Source organism: Micromonospora sp. WMMC415 (assembly GCF_009707425.1).
GTDB lineage: Bacteria > Actinomycetota > Actinomycetes > Mycobacteriales > Micromonosporaceae > Micromonospora.
The window spans coordinates 1,649,508-1,664,473 of record NZ_CP046104.1; the positions used below are offsets into that span (position 1 = coordinate 1,649,508).

Consider the following 14,966-nt stretch of genomic DNA (forward strand, 5'->3'; position numbering starts at 1 on the left):
CGGCAGACATAGGAGATAGACGTGATTCAGCAGGAGTCGCGACTGCGCGTCGCCGACAACACGGGTGCCCGGGAGATCCTGTGCATCCGCGTGCTCGGCGGCTCCGGTCGGCGCTACGCGAGCATCGGCGACGTCATCGTGGCCACCGTCAAGGACGCGATCCCCGGTGCCGGTGTGAAGAAGGGCGACGTCGTCAAGGCGGTCGTCGTTCGCACCGCCAAGGAGAGGCGGCGGCCGGACGGTTCGTACATCCGCTTCGACGAGAACGCCGCCGTCATCATCAAGGACGGTGGGGACCCGCGCGGCACCCGTATCTTCGGCCCGGTGGGCCGGGAGCTGCGGGACAAGCGGTTCATGAAGATCATTTCTCTCGCGCCGGAGGTGTTGTGACCGTGAAGGTCAAGAAGGGCGACACGGTCGTCGTCATCGCCGGCAAGGACAAGGGTGCCAAGGGCAAGGTCATCGCGGCCTACCCGCGGCAGGACAAGGTCCTGGTCGAGGGCGTGAACCGGGTCAAGAAGCACACCCGCATCAGCACCACCCAGCGTGGCGCCAAGACCGGTGGCATCGTCACCCAGGAGGCCCCGATCCACGTCTCGAACGTGATGGTCGTGGACTCCGACGGCAAGCCGACTCGCGTCGGCTACCGGATCGACGAGAACGGCCAGAAGGTCCGCATCGCGCGTAGCACCGGTAAGGACCTGTGATGACCACGGCTACCGAAACCAAGACCATGCCGCGCCTCAAGGAGCGGTACCGCAACGAGATCGTGGCCCAGCTGCGCGAGCAGTACAACTACGGCAACCCGATGCAGGTGCCGCGGCTGGTCAAGATCGTCGTCAACATGGGTGTCGGCGAGGCCGCCCGGGACGCCAAGCTGATCGAGGGCGCCGTCCGCGATCTGGCGACCATCACCGGCCAGAAGCCGCAGGTGCGGCGCGCCACCAAGTCCATCGCGCAGTTCAAGCTGCGCGAGGGCATGCCGATCGGCGCGAAGGTCACCCTGCGCGGCGACCGGATGTGGGAGTTCCTGGACCGGCTGCTGTCGATCGCACTGCCGCGTATCCGTGACTTCCGCGGCCTCGACGGGCGCAAGCTCGACGGGCACGGCAACTACACGTTCGGTCTGACCGAGCAGTCGGTGTTCCACGAGATCGACCAGGACAAGATCGATCGCCAGCGGGGCATGGACATCACGGTGGTCACCACCGCCACGACCGACGACGAGGGCCGGGCGCTGCTCAAGCTCCTGGGCTTCCCGTTCAAGGAGAACTGAGATGGCCAAGAAGGCGCTGATCCTCAAGGCGGCCGCGAAGCCGAAGTTCTCGGTTCGCGCGTACACCCGCTGCCAGCGGTGCGGGCGTCCGAAGGCGGTCTACCGCAAGTTCGGTCTCTGCCGGGTCTGCATCCGGGAGATGGCCCACCGCGGTGAGCTGCCCGGCGTGTCCAAGGCTTCCTGGTAATAGCCCGGCGCGCTCCGCGCGTCAGCTGCACTGTCTCTTCGCCGTAGGCCCGGGTGGTCCCGGGAACCCCGGCGAGAAAGGTTGACGAGTTTAATGACGATGACCGACCCGATCGCAGACATGCTCACGCGTCTGCGTAACGCCAACCAGGCGTACCACGACCGGGTGACGATGCCCTACTCGAAGATCAAGGCGAACATCGCCGAGGTCCTCAAGACCGAGGGTTACATCGCCACCTGGTCGGTCGAGGAGCCCGAGGAGGGCGCCGTCGGCAAGCGACTGGTCGTCGAGCTGAAGTACGGCCAGAACCGCGAGCGGAGCCTGGCCGGCATCAAGCGCGTGTCCAAGCCCGGCCTCCGGGTGTACGCCAAGTCGGGCGAGCTCCCGCGGGTGCTCGGCGGTCTGGGCGTGGCGATCATTTCGACGTCCCAGGGGCTGCTCACCGATCGGCAGGCCCGCAAGCGGAGCGTTGGCGGGGAAGTCCTCGCCTTCGTCTGGTAACGGGAGACAGGTAGAAATGTCGCGTATTGGACGTAAGTCGATCCCGGTGCCAGCCGGCGTCGACGTCACGATCGACGGCCAGACCGTCAAGGTCAAGGGCCCCAAGGGCGAGCTCTCGCACACCCTGGCCGAGCCGATCACCATCGAGCGGGCCGAGGACGGGCAGCTGAACGTCGCCCGCCCGAACGACGAGCGCAAGGCCAAGGAGCTCCACGGCCTGAGCCGTACCCTGGTCGCCAACATGATCGTCGGCGTCACCGAGGGCTACCGCAAGAGCCTGGAGATCGCGGGTACCGGTTACCGGGTCACCGCCAAGGGCAAGGACCTGGAGTTCGCGCTCGGGTTCTCGCACCCGGTCCTCGTGCCGGCGCCGGAGGGCATCACCTTCACGGTGGAGAAGCCGACGCTGTTCCACGTGGCCGGCATCGACAAGCAGCTGGTCGGCGAGGTTGCCGCGAACATCCGGAAGATCCGCCCGCCGGAGCCCTACAAGGGCAAGGGTGTGAAGTACCAGGGCGAGGTCATCCGCCGCAAGGCTGGAAAGGCAGGTAAGAAGTGAGCGCCACGCTGCTCAAGCGCCGCCGCGGCGTCGCCGCCAAGCGCGCCGTCGGGCGTGCGCGCCGGCACTTCCGGGTCCGCAAGAACATCAGCGGTACGGCCGAGCGTCCCCGCCTGGTCGTCACCCGCTCCCTGCGGCACATCGTCGCCCAGATCGTGGACGACACCAAGGGTCACACCCTGGCGTCGGCCTCGACCCTGGACGCGTCGCTGCGGGGCGCCGAGGGCGACAAAAGCGCCCTGGCCGGCAAGGTCGGTGCGCTGCTCGCCGAGCGGGCGAAGGCGGCCGGCATCTCCAAGGTCGTCTTCGACCGCGGTGGCAACCGGTACGCGGGGCGGGTAGCCGCGCTCGCCGACGCCGCCCGCGAAGCCGGGCTCGAGTTCTGACAATCCCCGTCACGAGAGAAAAGGAAGGCTGCTGATGCCAGGTCAACAGCGCCGTGGCGGCGGGTCCGGTGGCAACGAGGGTGGTCGCCGCGACAACCGCCGTGAGGGCGGCCGCGGAAACGCGCCCGTCGAGAAGACCCCGCACCTCGAGCGGGTCGTCGCGATCAACCGCGTCGCCAAGGTCGTGAAGGGTGGTCGTCGCTTCAGCTTCACCGCCCTGGTGATCGTGGGCGACGGCGACGGCACCGTCGGCGTGGGCTACGGAAAGGCCAAGGAGGTGCCCGCGGCGATCGCCAAGGGTGTCGAGGAGGCCAAGAAGCACTTCTTCAAGGTGCCGCGGATCGGCCAGTCGATCCCGCACCCGGTGCAGGGCGAGGACGCCGCCGGCGTCGTGCTGCTCAAGCCGGCCTCGGCCGGTACGGGCGTCATCGCCGGTGGGCCGGTGCGCGCCGTGCTGGAGTGCGCGGGTATCCACGACGTGCTCTCCAAGAGCCTCGGTTCGTCCAACCCGATCAATATCGTGCACGCCACGGTGGCGGCGCTGAAGGGGCTGGAGTCCCCCGAGGCCGTCGCCGCCCGTCGTGGTCTGCCGGTCGAGGACGTCGCGCCGGCCGCCATGCTGGCGTCGCGGGCGGAGGTGGCTTCCTGATGGCTCGCCTGAAGGTCACCCAGGTCCGGTCCGAGATCGGGGCCAAGCAGAACCAGCGTCACTCGCTGCGTTCGCTCGGCCTCAAGCGGATCAACGACGTGGTGGTCAAGGAGGACCGTCCGGAGATCCGCGGCATGATCTTCACGGTCAACCACCTCGTGAAGGTCGAGGAGGTCGAGTAATGACGATCAAGGTCCACCACCTGCGTCCGGCGCCCGGTGCCAAGACCGCGAAGACCCGCGTGGGTCGCGGTGAGGGCTCCAAGGGCAAGACCGCCGGCCGCGGTACCAAGGGCTCGAAGGCCCGCAAGAACATCTCGGCGGCGTTCGAGGGTGGGCAGATGCCCATCCACATGCGCCTGCCGAAGATGAAGGGCTTCAAGAACAAGTTCAAGGTGACCTTCCAGGTCGTCAACCTGGACCGGCTCGCCGAGCTGTTCCCGAACGGCGGTCAGGTCGGTCCGGTCGAGATGGTCGAGGCCGGTGCGGTCCGCAAGGGCCAGCCGGTCAAGGTGCTCGGCACCGGCGACCTCGGTGGGGTGGCGCTCCAGGTCTCGGCGCACGCGTTCAGCGCGTCGGCCAAGGAGAAGATCACCGCCGCCGGTGGCTCGGTCACCGAGCTGTAAGGCGAGCATCGAGTGGGTAGGTGGATCCGTCCGCCTGCCCACTCGAGAGAACTTTCGTTGCATGCTGACGGCACTGGAAGTGACCGCAGCTACGAAACGAACTGGGCCCGCGCGAAGCGCGGGCCCAGTTCGTTTGTCTATCCTGAGCTAGCAGGAGACTCGAATGCTGTTAGAAGCCTTGAACTTGTAACCACCGCCGATAGTGTTACCTGAGATGGTGGTACGGTAGGTTTGCGTGCCAGTGCCGCTGCAGTTGTAGTAGATGTACTGATCGTAGCCTGGCCCGTTGACCCTCGCCGTCTTCAGGGTTGACCAGCATCCGATGCAAGTTTGCTTCTGGATGCTGAGTGTCGCGATCGAGCTGCTCGAGCACCCCTGGATACTGCCGTAGCCAACGATCTGGCTTCCGCTCTTGCGCGTGGTTCCGATGTGAACGTCGCAGCTGGCGGCCGATGCGGCAGATGCCGGGACGGCTACAAAACCGGCAACTATGAGTGCCAGGATCGCGCCGGCTCTGGCGATGGTGTGCTTGGAGATCACCCCGTGTCCCTTCGTTGTAGCGGTCGGTGACGCGAGGTTAGCGTTCGGATGGATCAAGGTCAAGCGACGGGGATCGTTGTCATCGTCCCGGTACCCGCGGCTCCCGGGGCGCCTGCGGCCGCCGTATCGCACTCGTTCGGCCTCCCAGCCGTGTGGGGCGAAGTTGCCGGAGGGAGTAGTTCACCGTTCGGCGGCTAGCTGGAGCGCCCGTGCAGTTACCGCACGAGACCGTCCTGTGGTGTCGTGATGGACTGGCCTGTTAAGGTGTGACCTCGGCGTCGTCTAGGTCGCCAGTCTGATGGTGCCCGTGGTGGCGAACGGCCACGCGGCCTTCGCGCAGGAGGAATCGTTGCTGTCCGCCTTTCTCAGTGCGTTCCGCACGCCTGACCTGCGCAAGAAGCTGCTGTTCACAGTCGGCATCATTGCGATCTACCGGCTCGGTGCCACGCTGCCCAGTCCGGGGGTGTCGTACACCAACGTGCAGAAGTGCATCGACGCTACGCAGGGCTCCACGGGGGTCCTGAACCTGCTCAACCTCTTCTCCGGTGGTGCGCTCCTGCAGCTGTCGGTCTTCGCGCTGGGCATCATGCCCTACATCACCGCGTCGATCATCCTGCAGCTGCTGACCGTGGTGATCCCGCGGCTGGAGCAGCTCCGCAAGGAGGGCCAGGCCGGCCAGGCGAAGATCACCCAGTACACCCGGTACCTGACCCTGGGCCTGGGTGTCCTCCAGGCATCGGCGTTCGTCGCCCTCGCCCGCTCGGGCCAGCTCTTCAACAACCAGTGCGACCAGTTCCCGATCATCCCCGAGGGGACCGGTATCCCGGACTGGCTGACCCTGAGCATCCTGGTCATGACGATGACCGCCGGCACCGGCGTGGTGATGTGGCTCGGTGAGCTGATCACCGACCGGGGCGTCGGCAACGGCATGTCCGTGCTGATCTTCGCCTCGATCGCGGCCCGCCTCCCCGCCGAGGGTTGGACGATCAAGGAGAGCCAGGGCTGGGGCAAGTTCATGCTCGTCATCGCGCTGGTCCTGGTCGTCATCACCGCGGTCACCTTCATCGAGCAGGCGCAGCGCCGGATCCCGGTGCAGTACGCCAAGCGGATGATCGGCCGGCGGATGTACGGCGGCACCTCGACATACATCCCCCTCAAGGTCAACCAGGCCGGCGTCATCCCGGTGATCTTCGGCTCGTCGCTGCTCTACCTGCCGCAGCTGGCCCTGCAGTTCTTCGACCAGACGGACCCCGGCAAGACCCAGGCGTGGATCCAGAACAACCTGGTCGACCCGACCAGCCCGATCTACATCGCGGTCTACTTCCTGTTGATCATCTTCTTCACGTACTTCTACGTCTCGATCACGTTCAACCCGACCGAGGTCGCGGACAACATGAAGAAGTACGGCGGCTTCGTGCCGGGCATCCGCCCCGGCAAGCCGACCGCCGACTACCTGGACTTCATCCTCAGCCGGATCACCCTGCCGGGCGCTCTCTACCTGGGCGTCATCTCGATCCTGCCGAACTTCTTCTTCATCTGGCTGGACAAGCAGCAGTACCTGAACTTCCCGTTCGGCGGCACCGCTGTGCTGATCATGGTCGGCGTCGGTCTGGAGACGACCAAGCAGATCGAGAGCCAACTGATGCAGCGGAACTACGAAGGGTTCCTGCGGTAGATGCGACTCGTTCTGGTTGGCCCGCCGGGGGCGGGCAAGGGCACGCAGGCGGAGTTCATCGCCGCGCACCTCGCGGTGCCGAAGATCTCGACGGGTGACATCTTCCGCTCCAACGTGTCGCAGGGCACCCCGCTCGGCGTCGAGGCGAAGCGGTACATGGACGCCGGCGAGCTGGTGCCGGACGAGGTCACCATCAACATGGTGCGGGACCGGCTCGCCGAGCCGGACGCGAGCGAGGGCTTCCTGCTCGACGGCTTCCCGCGTACGACACCGCAGGCCGCCGCGCTGGACAAGCTCCTCGCGGACCTCGGCACCGCTCTGGACCTCGTGCTCGAGCTGGTCGTCGACGACGACGAGGTGATCCGGCGGCTCTCCGGCCGGCGCACCTGCCGGGGCTGCGGCAAGATCTGGCACGTCGAGTTCGACGCCACCACGCGCGAGGGCATCTGCGACCGGTGCGGCGCCGAGCTGTTCCAGCGGGACGACGACAAGCCGGAGACCATCGCCACGCGCCTGCGGGAGTACGCCGACAAGACCGCGCCGCTGGTCGACTACTACGGCGCCCAGGGCAAGCTCGTGGGGATCGACGCCACGGGCCCGGTGGAGGACGTCACCGTCCGCGCCATCGACGCCCTGCGCTCGTACGGTGGCTGACCCCTCGGTGGATAGAGTGCGAGGAGCGGGGTACGCGACGGCGTGCCCCGCTCTTCGGCAGGAAAGGTAACGACCCGATGCGCCGTCCCCAGCTGGACATCCAGCTGAAGACTCCTGACCAGATCGAAAAGATGCGGGCCGCGGGGCTGGTGGTGGCCGAGGCGCTCCGCCGGATGCGCGAGGCCGTCGCGCCCGGTGTCAGCACCGCGGACCTGGACGCCATCGCCGAGGCCACCATCCGCGAGGCCGGCGCGGTCCCCTCCTTCAAGGGTTACCACGGCTTCCCCGCCTCGATCTGCTCCTCGGTCAACGAGCAGGTCGTGCACGCCATCCCGTCCCCCCGGCAGGTGCTCCAGGACGGCGATCTCATCTCGATCGACTGCGGTGCGGTGCTGGACGGCTGGCACGGCGACGCCGCGATCACCGTCGGCGTCGGCGACGTGAACCCGGCGCTGCTGACGATGGCCGCGGTCGCCGAGGACGCGATGTGGGCCGGCATCGCCGCGGCCGCCCGCGGCGCCGCCAGCGGCAGGGGCCGGCTCACCGACATCTCCCACGCCGTCGAGACGGCGGTCCGCAAGGGCGGGCGGTACGGCATCGTCGACGGGTACGGCGGCCACGGCATCGGCACCGAGATGCACCAGGACCCGCACGTGCTCAACCACGGACGCCCGGGCAAGGGGCCCCGCCTCGTGCCCGGCATGGCCCTCGCCATCGAGCCGATGATCACCCTGGGCTCGCCCCGTACGGCGGAGCTGGCCGACGGCTGGACCGTGGTGACCCGGGACGGGTCGATGGCCGTGCACGTCGAGCACACCATGGCGTTGCTGCCCGACGGGGTGTGGGTGCTCACCGCGCCGGACGGCGGCCGGGAGCGCCTCGGCGACCTGGTCACCGCCCGCCAGCCGGCTCCGGCCGCCTGACCCGTCCGGGCCTTGGCCGCCTGACCCGTCCGACTCACGTGATCAACCCGATGCCGGTGCCATCGCTGTTTCGGCCCACCGGGGATGCCACGATGGCGGCGGCACGGAGTCGACCAAGGGACCGGCCGTCGCGGGATCGCGACCGATGGCACGCCGGTGGCATGCTGGAACGCATGCAGGGGCGGGACGGGATGCGGGCCGCCGACGCCGACCGGCAGGCGGTGGCCGACCGGTTGCGGGCGGCCGTGGACGAGGGGCGTCTGGACCTGCACGAGTACGACGAGCGCCTCCAGCAGGCGTACACCGCCCGCACGTACGGCGAACTCGACGCGCTGCTCGCGGACCTGCCGGCACCGGCCGGCGCCGCGGCCTCGGCGCTCGCCGTCCCGGGCGGGAACGCCCTCGCCCCGCCGGGCGGGGTGACCGGGTCGGCCGGGATGCCGGCCGTCGGTGCCCGTCCGGTCGTCGCCCGGTGGCTCGTCGAGGTGTGGGAGCCGTGGTTGAAGGTCGTCCCGATCGTGGTGGCGGTCTGGGCGGTGACGTCGCTGCTGGCCGGGGACGCGCTCTACTTCTGGCCCGGGTGGGTGGCGGGTCCGTGGGGAGCGGTGCTGCTGGTCCGCACTGTGCTCGGGATCACGTCGGGTGAGCCGGCGCGCTGGGCGGCCGAGCGGGAGCGGCGCCGGCAGCGGCGCCGGGAGAAGCGGGCCCGCAAGCGGGAGCGGAAGGCGGCGCGACGCGAGAGTAGGAAACTTCCGGGCGAATCGGGCTGAACGTCCGGATCATTCTGTTCGTAGCGCCGGCAATGGGTGGTCGGTTTGGCGGCGGCGCGCAGGCGGGCGTACACTTTCTGATCGGCGCACAGCGTCCACTCCGGCATGCCCACCCTGCGCTTCGGTGGGCGTCGGAGCCGCGGCTGGCGCGGGTATCTGATCTTGATCAGTCCCGTGTAAGACGTTGTGGGCCGTCCGGAGCAACCGACGTCAGGACAGCGGAGGACATGCCGAAAAAAGACGGAGCCATCGAGATCGAGGGCCGGGTCATCGAGCCCCTGCCGAACGCCATGTTCCGCGTGGAGCTCGCGAACGGTCACAAGGTGCTGGCTCACATCAGCGGCAAGATGCGGCAGCACTACATCCGCATCCTGCCGGAGGACCGGGTCGTCGTCGAACTCTCGCCGTACGACCTGACCCGAGGGCGCATCGTCTACCGCTACAAGTAAGCCTGACGGCGGCCGGGTGAGTCCCGTGTCCGTCTTCGTCGCCCGGAGTCGCGAACACCGCGTCGCCGGGCCAGATGGGAAGTAAGGCAACCGTGAAGGTCAAGCCGAGCGTCAAGCGGATCTGCAACAAGTGCCGGGTGATCCGCCGGCACGGCCGGGTCATGGTCATCTGCACCGACCCGCGCCACAAGCAGCGCCAGGGCTGAACCAGTTCCGGCCGGTCGCGACACCGCGGCCGGTCGACAACCGGTCCGGGCCGCAGATCCTGACACAACACATCACATGCTCGTCCCAGCCGCGGGAGTGCGCAGCGCGTACCTCATCGTGGTTGACCCCCGGTCGGAGGCCGGGGCCCGCTCGGGCAACGACCGATCCCGGTCGCCGGTGCTGACAGGCGCCGGAAGGACAGGGACGGCCGGTAGCGGGGTGGGGCGGGTCCACACCTCCGCCAGCACATCACGAGGAGTACGCCCGCACATGGCACGTCTAGCCGGCGTCGATCTCCCCCGCGACAAGCGGATGGAGATCGCGCTCACCTACATCTTCGGCGTGGGTCGCACCCGCGCCCTGGAGACGCTCGCCGCCACCGGCATCTCGCCGGACAAGCGCGCCCGGGACCTCACGGACGAGGAGCTCGTGCAGCTCCGCGACCACATCGAGGGCAACTACAAGGTTGAAGGCGACCTGCGCCGCGAGGTCGCCGCTGACATCCGCCGCAAGGTCGAGATCGGCTGCTACGCCGGCATCCGGCACCGCCGCGGTCTGCCGGTTCGTGGCCAGCGGACGCGGACCAACGCCCGCACTCGCAAGGGCCCGAAGCGGACCGTCGCCGGCAAGAAGAAGCCCGGCAAGAAGTAATTAGGAGCGCACAGACTTATGCCACCGAAGGCTCGTGCCGGAGCCGCCGTCAAGAAGGTCCGGCGCAAGGAACGCAAGAACGTCGCCCACGGGCAGGCGCACATCAAGAGCACCTTCAACAACACCATCGTGTCCATCACGGACCCGACCGGTGCGGTCATCTCCTGGGCCTCGTCGGGCCAGGTGGGCTTCAAGGGCTCCCGCAAGTCGACCCCGTTCGCCGCGCAGCTGGCCGCCGAGGCCGCCGCGCGTCGGGCGATGGAGCACGGCATGCGCAAGGTCGACGTGTTCGTCAAGGGCCCCGGCTCCGGCCGGGAGACCGCCATCCGTTCGCTGCAGGCCGCCGGTCTCGAGGTCGGGCAGATCTCCGACGTGACCCCGCAGCCGCACAACGGGTGCCGTCCGCCGAAGCGTCGCCGGGTCTGAGAGGTAGAGAGAGATGGCTCGTTACACCGGTGCTGACTGCCGCCGTTGCCGGCGGGAGAAGATGAAGCTGTTCCTCAAGGGCAGCAAGTGCGATGGCCCGAAGTGCCCGTTCGAGTCCCGGCCGTTCCCGCCCGGGCAGCACGGCCGTGGCCGCACCAAGGAGACGGAGTACCTGCTCCAGCTCCGGGAGAAGCAGAAGGCCCGCCGGGTGTACGGCGTGCTGGAGAAGCAGTTCCGCGGTTACTACGAGGAGGCCGTGGCCAAGCAGGCCAAGACCGGTGAGGTCCTCCTGCAGATCCTCGAGTCGCGGCTGGACAACGTGGTCTACCGGGCCGGCTACGCCAGCTCCCGGGACCAGGCCCGTCAGCTGGTCAAGCACGGTCACTTCACGGTGAACGGCAAGAAGGTCGACATCCCGTCGTACCGCGTCAAGGAGCACGACATCATCGAGGTCCGGGAGAAGAGCAAGCAGCTCACCCCGTTCCTGGTGGCGCAGGCTCAGGCCGGTTCGCGGTCGGTTCCGGCGTGGCTGGAGGCCATCCCGAGCCAGATGAAGATCCTCGTGCACTCGCTCCCGGCCCGCCAGGTGATCGACACCCAGGTCCAGGAGCAGCTGATCGTCGAGCTCTACTCCAAGTAAGAGCTCGTTGCGGTGGCCCGCCCTCCGGGGCGGGCCACCGGAACCGTTTGTGTCGTGGGCGTCATATGGCGGGCGCCCCGGAAGAGAAGAGAAGACATGCTCATCTCCCAGCGACCGACCCTCTCCGAGGAGTCGATCAACGAGACCCGGTCCCGGTTCACCATCGAGCCGCTGGAGCCGGGCTTCGGCTACACCCTGGGCAACTCGCTGCGCCGGACGCTGCTGTCGTCCATCCCCGGCGCGGCGGTGACCTCGATCAAGATCGACGGTGTGCTGCACGAGTTCACCACGATCCCCGGGGTCAAGGAGGACGTGGTCGAGCTCGTCATGAACATCAAGGAGCTGTGCGTCAGCTCCGAGCACGACGAGCCGGTCAGCATGTACCTGCGCAAGCAGGGCCCGGGCGACGTGACCGCGGGTGACATCCAGCCCCCAGCCGGCGTCTCGGTGCACAACCCGGACCTGAAGCTCGCCACCCTCAACGGCAAGGGCCGGCTCGACATGGAGCTGACCGTCGAGCGGGGTCGCGGCTACGTGACGGCTGCGCAGAACAAGCAGGCCGGCGCCGAGATCGGCCGTATCCCGGTCGACTCGATCTACTCGCCGGTGCTGAAGGTCACCTACCGCGTCGAGGCGACCCGTGTCGAGCAGCGGACCGACTTCGACCGGCTGATCATCGACGTCGAGACCAAGCCGTCGATGGGCCCGCGCACCGCGCTGGCCTCCGCCGGTTCGACGCTGGTCGAGCTCTTCGGCCTGGCCCGGGAGCTGGACGAGACCGCCGAGGGCATCGACATCGGGCCGTCCCCGCAGGACGCCCAGCTGGCGGCGGACCTGGCGCTGCCGATCGAGGAGCTGGACCTCACCGTCCGCTCCTACAACTGCCTCAAGCGCGAGGGCATCAACACCGTTGGTGAGCTCATCGGGCGTACCGAGGCCGACCTCCTCGACATCCGCAACTTCGGCCAGAAGTCGATCGACGAGGTCAAGATGAAGCTCGCCGGGATGGGTCTGGGGCTGAAGGACTCCGCCCCGAACTTCGACCCGGCGCACGTCGTGGACGCCTTCGGTGAGGCCGACTACGACACCGAGGACTACCGCGAGACTGAGCAGCTGTAAGCGCGGCTGAGGATTAACGAGGAGCACCGAGAATGCCCACGCCCACCAAGGGTCCCCGCCTCGGCGGCAGCCCGGCGCACGAGCGGCTGATGCTGGCCAACCTGGCCACGTCGCTGTTCCAGCACGGCAAGATCCAGACCACCGAGACCAAGGCCCGGCGGCTGCGTCCGCTCGCGGAGCAGCTGATCACCAAGGCCAAGCGCGGTGACCTGGCCTCCCGGCGTCGGGTGCTCGCCGTCGTCAAGGACAAGGACGTGGTCTACGCCCTGTTCGACCAGATCGCGCCGCGGTACGCCAACCGCAACGGCGGCTACACCCGGATCGTGAAGACCGGTCCGCGCAAGGGTGACGCCGCCCCGATGGCGATCATCGAGCTGGTCGAGGAGCTGCAGGTCGCCGAGCCGAAGGCGAACAAGAAGACCGCCGCCCGCAAGGCCGCCCAGCAGGACAAGGTCGAGGCGCTCGCCCCGGCCGAGGAGGCCCCGAAGTCGGCCGACAACGACCAGGACGCCGAGGCGCCCGTGTCGGCGTCGGGTGACACCGCCGAGGCGCGCGAGGACAGCGACCTCGCCGTCGAGGAGAACAACGAGCAGAACAAGGCCTGATCAGGGTCTTCGTCGGGCCCGGCACCCCCTGGGGTGTCGGGCCCGCGGCGTCAGAGGGGGTACGAGGTGGACGAGGGCATCCGGCTGCGGTTGGACGTCTCGTACGACGGCAGCGGCTTCTCCGGCTGGGCCGCCCAGCCGGAGCGGCGTACCGTCGCCGGGGTCCTCGCGCAGACCCTCGACCTGGTGCTCGGCGCCGGGACCGCGACCGGCCTGACCGTGGCCGGCCGGACCGACGCCGGGGTGCACGCCACCGGGCAGGTCTGCCACGTCGACCTGCCGGCGGACGTCTGGCGGCAGCACGAGGGGCGGCTGCTGCGCCGGCTCGCCCGGCTGCTCCCCACCGACGTGCGGGTGCGGGCCATGACCGAGGTGCCGGTCGACTTCGACGCGCGGTTCTCGGCGACCTTCCGGCGCTACGAGTACCGCGTCACCGACACACCCTGGGGCGCGGAGCCGCTGCGCCGGCACGACACCCTCGCCTGGCCGAGGCCGCTCGACCTGGCGGCGCTGACCGCCGCCGCCGCCGGGCTGGTGGGGGAGCACGACTTCGCCGCGTACTGCCGGCGGAAGGAGAACGCCACCACGCTGCGCGAGGTGACCCGGCTCGACTGGCGGCGGGATCCGGACGGCATCCTCGTCGCCACCGTCCAGGCCGACGCGTTCTGCCAGGCGATGGTGCGCAGTCTGGTCGGCGCGATGCTGACCGTCGGGGACGGCCGGCGGCCGGTCGAATGGCCGGCCGGCCTGCTCAGCCGCCGGGAGCGGGCCAGTGAGGTGACGGTCGCCCCCGCGCACGGGCTCACCCTGGTCGCCGTCGGCTACCCCGGGGACCCGGCCGAGTACGCCCGCCGCGCGGACCTCACCCGGCGGCTGCGCGTACCGGTGGAGAGCTGAGCGCACGGCGGAGCGGGTGCGCGGCCGGACAGCCCCGCACCCGCTGTGCCCGAAGCTCAGTTCCGGGTGCCGTTCTGGGAGGCGGTGCCGTCGTCGGGGTCGGCCGTGGGTTGGCCGGCCACGCCGCCGTTCGCCCGCCGCTCCAGGACGCCCTGGTTGAGGTGCAGTTCGATCATGTCGAAGAGGATCTCGCGGACCTGCGTGTCGCCGGCGCGGACGGACTCGCCGTCGGAGCGGGCCACCAGCGCGTACGCGAGGTAGTGGCCGCGTACCTGCCAGCCGACCCGGGCCGGGGCGGTGGCGATCGCCTCGGACTCCTCGTCGGCGGCCATGCCCCGGAACCGGCCCTGCCGCTCGTCGAGCATCTGCCGGATCCGGTCGCGGGCGCGTTCGGCGCTGGCCCGGTCGGTGAGGTTGAACAGGCCGGCGGTGACCAGGTGGTCGCCGTCCCGGGTGCGCAACGTCGCCCGGACCACCTGGTTGCAGCCGAGGCGGGTCAGCAAGTCGGCGACCTCGCCGGTGGCGGCGACGGCGCAGCTGCCGCTGGACTGCGTCTTCAGCACCTGGTACGCGGGCTGCCCGTCGGAGACGACGAGCTGCTTGCCCGGGAAGACCTCCTTGGCGCTCAGCGGTGCCTGGTCGGTGTCCCGGGAGTCGAGGTCGTTCGCCTCCGGCTCGGGGCTCTCGTCCGCCGCCGCGGGCTGGTTGTTCGGCGGGTTGACGAGGTCAGCACCGCGCTCGCCGAGCAGGGCGGCCGCGCCGAGCCCGCAGAGCGCGAGCAGGACCAGCACCGCCGCGCCGCCGACCACGACCTGCCACATCCGGCCGCCGCCGCGGGGCGGGGGTGCTGCGGCCGGGGAGTAGACCTCCGCCTGGGGTGGCGTGGCGGCCGGTGCGCGGGACGGCTCCGCCGCTGGTGCGGGCGCCGGCGCCCGTGCGGGGACCGGCTCCGCGCTGTACGTGGCGGCGGGCTCCGGCGCGAACGTGGGGGCGGGCTTCGGTGCCGGCGCGCGGGGCGGCTCGGGAGCCGGCGGGCGGGCGGGCTCGGGGGGTGGCGGTGGTCTCCGGGTGGTCCGGGGCAGTGACGGGGTGGGGAAGCGGGACGGCGACGGCCCCGCCGGCGGAGGCGAACCAGGGCCGAGCGCCGACAGGTCCGACCCGGGCTCCGGGTGCTCCACGAATGCGTCCTCATCGGACTCGTACCGATACACCATGTCGCCCAGAGTA

The 14,966-nt window shown here is 69.4% G+C and carries 24 protein-coding genes; 22 read left to right on the top strand and 2 right to left on the bottom strand.

The window, feature by feature from the left end:
* Positions 1-21 precede the first annotated feature (21 nt).
* The 10 genes from rplN (at position 22) to rplO (ending at position 4,183) form a co-directional block, all read left to right on the top strand.
* Positions 22-390, top strand: coding sequence for a 50S ribosomal protein L14 (gene rplN, locus GKC29_RS08095; protein WP_007465279.1), 369 nt, complete (start codon positions 22-24; stop codon positions 388-390).
* Complete coding sequence (rplX, locus tag GKC29_RS08100; RefSeq protein WP_012184319.1) at positions 387-707, top strand: 50S ribosomal protein L24; 321 nt, start codon at positions 387-389, stop codon at positions 705-707. Before rplN ends, rplX begins: the two co-directional genes overlap by 4 nt.
* Positions 707-1,276, top strand: coding sequence for a 50S ribosomal protein L5 (gene rplE, locus GKC29_RS08105; protein ID WP_155330234.1), 570 nt, complete (start codon positions 707-709; stop codon positions 1,274-1,276). Before rplX ends, rplE begins: the two co-directional genes overlap by 1 nt.
* Position 1,277: 1 nt before the next feature.
* Positions 1,278-1,463, top strand: a complete 186-nt coding sequence (locus GKC29_RS08110; RefSeq protein ID WP_007073023.1) for a type Z 30S ribosomal protein S14 — start codon at positions 1,278-1,280, stop codon at positions 1,461-1,463.
* A 93-nt stretch (positions 1,464-1,556) separates the two neighbouring features.
* Positions 1,557-1,964, top strand: coding sequence for a 30S ribosomal protein S8 (gene rpsH / locus GKC29_RS08115; RefSeq protein WP_155330235.1), 408 nt, complete (start codon positions 1,557-1,559; stop codon positions 1,962-1,964).
* A 16-nt stretch (positions 1,965-1,980) separates the two neighbouring features.
* Entirely contained in the window at positions 1,981-2,523 is a 543-nt protein-coding gene (gene rplF / locus GKC29_RS08120; protein ID WP_155330236.1) for a 50S ribosomal protein L6, read from the top strand.
* On the top strand, positions 2,520-2,909 hold the full coding sequence (gene rplR / locus GKC29_RS08125; protein WP_073834923.1) for a 50S ribosomal protein L18: 390 nt from the start codon (positions 2,520-2,522) through the stop codon (positions 2,907-2,909). The genes rplF and rplR overlap by 4 nt, the downstream gene beginning before the upstream one ends.
* A gap of 34 nt (positions 2,910-2,943) precedes the next feature.
* Positions 2,944-3,558 carry a 30S ribosomal protein S5 gene (gene rpsE, locus GKC29_RS08130; protein WP_155330237.1) on the top strand — a complete coding sequence of 205 codons (615 nt, stop codon included), beginning with the start codon at positions 2,944-2,946 and terminating at the stop codon, positions 3,556-3,558.
* Entirely contained in the window at positions 3,558-3,740 is a 183-nt protein-coding gene (gene rpmD / locus GKC29_RS08135; RefSeq protein ID WP_155330238.1) for a 50S ribosomal protein L30, read from the top strand. The genes rpsE and rpmD overlap by 1 nt, the downstream gene beginning before the upstream one ends.
* Positions 3,740-4,183, top strand: a complete 444-nt coding sequence (gene rplO, locus GKC29_RS08140; protein ID WP_155330239.1) for a 50S ribosomal protein L15 — start codon at positions 3,740-3,742, stop codon at positions 4,181-4,183. The genes rpmD and rplO overlap by 1 nt, the downstream gene beginning before the upstream one ends.
* Before the next feature lie 147 nt (positions 4,184-4,330).
* Here the strand turns inward: rplO and GKC29_RS08145 are convergent, their stop codons facing one another.
* Positions 4,331-4,723: a hypothetical protein gene (locus tag GKC29_RS08145; RefSeq protein WP_155330240.1), complete on the bottom strand. Its 393-nt coding sequence runs from the start codon at positions 4,721-4,723 to the stop codon at positions 4,331-4,333.
* A 349-nt stretch (positions 4,724-5,072) separates the two neighbouring features.
* On the opposite strand from GKC29_RS08145, the gene secY reads away from it, so the two are divergent.
* From secY to truA, 12 genes are all read left to right on the top strand, one after another.
* A complete protein-coding gene (gene secY / locus GKC29_RS08150) occupies positions 5,073-6,398 on the top strand; it encodes a preprotein translocase subunit SecY (protein ID WP_155334032.1) in 1,326 nt (441 codons plus the stop codon).
* Entirely contained in the window at positions 6,399-7,052 is a 654-nt protein-coding gene (locus tag GKC29_RS08155; protein ID WP_155330241.1) for an adenylate kinase, read from the top strand.
* Positions 7,053-7,129: 77 nt separating this feature from the next.
* Positions 7,130-7,975 (top strand): type I methionyl aminopeptidase, encoded by an 846-nt coding sequence (gene map / locus GKC29_RS08160; protein ID WP_155330242.1) that lies wholly within the window; start codon positions 7,130-7,132, stop codon positions 7,973-7,975.
* Between the two features lie 191 nt (positions 7,976-8,166).
* Positions 8,167-8,745 carry a DUF1707 domain-containing protein gene (locus GKC29_RS08165; protein WP_155334033.1) on the top strand — a complete coding sequence of 193 codons (579 nt, stop codon included), beginning with the start codon at positions 8,167-8,169 and terminating at the stop codon, positions 8,743-8,745.
* A 227-nt stretch (positions 8,746-8,972) separates the two neighbouring features.
* A complete protein-coding gene (infA, locus tag GKC29_RS08170; protein WP_007073013.1) occupies positions 8,973-9,194 on the top strand; it encodes a translation initiation factor IF-1 in 222 nt (73 codons plus the stop codon).
* Positions 9,195-9,286: 92 nt separating this feature from the next.
* On the top strand, positions 9,287-9,400 hold the full coding sequence (rpmJ, locus tag GKC29_RS08175; RefSeq protein ID WP_012184307.1) for a 50S ribosomal protein L36: 114 nt from the start codon (positions 9,287-9,289) through the stop codon (positions 9,398-9,400).
* Positions 9,401-9,671: 271 nt separating this feature from the next.
* The gene (gene rpsM, locus GKC29_RS08180) at positions 9,672-10,052 is read left to right on the top strand and encodes a 30S ribosomal protein S13 (RefSeq protein ID WP_155330243.1); all 381 of its coding nucleotides are present in this window, start codon (positions 9,672-9,674) and stop codon (positions 10,050-10,052) included.
* An 18-nt stretch (positions 10,053-10,070) separates the two neighbouring features.
* Positions 10,071-10,478 (top strand): 30S ribosomal protein S11, encoded by a 408-nt coding sequence (gene rpsK, locus GKC29_RS08185; RefSeq protein ID WP_014440747.1) that lies wholly within the window; start codon positions 10,071-10,073, stop codon positions 10,476-10,478.
* Positions 10,479-10,491: 13 nt separating this feature from the next.
* Positions 10,492-11,118, top strand: coding sequence for a 30S ribosomal protein S4 (gene rpsD / locus GKC29_RS08190; RefSeq protein ID WP_155330244.1), 627 nt, complete (start codon positions 10,492-10,494; stop codon positions 11,116-11,118).
* A 96-nt stretch (positions 11,119-11,214) separates the two neighbouring features.
* Positions 11,215-12,237 (top strand): DNA-directed RNA polymerase subunit alpha, encoded by a 1,023-nt coding sequence (locus tag GKC29_RS08195; protein WP_155330245.1) that lies wholly within the window; start codon positions 11,215-11,217, stop codon positions 12,235-12,237.
* 32 nt (positions 12,238-12,269) lie between these two features.
* Complete coding sequence (gene rplQ / locus GKC29_RS08200) at positions 12,270-12,842, top strand: 50S ribosomal protein L17 (RefSeq protein WP_155330246.1); 573 nt, start codon at positions 12,270-12,272, stop codon at positions 12,840-12,842.
* A 66-nt stretch (positions 12,843-12,908) separates the two neighbouring features.
* Positions 12,909-13,739 (top strand): tRNA pseudouridine(38-40) synthase TruA, encoded by an 831-nt coding sequence (truA, locus tag GKC29_RS08205; protein WP_155330247.1) that lies wholly within the window; start codon positions 12,909-12,911, stop codon positions 13,737-13,739.
* 56 nt (positions 13,740-13,795) lie between these two features.
* Here the strand turns inward: truA and GKC29_RS08210 are convergent, their stop codons facing one another.
* Positions 13,796-14,953: a hypothetical protein gene (locus GKC29_RS08210; RefSeq protein ID WP_155330248.1), complete on the bottom strand. Its 1,158-nt coding sequence runs from the start codon at positions 14,951-14,953 to the stop codon at positions 13,796-13,798.
* Positions 14,954-14,966: the final 13 nt, after the last annotated feature.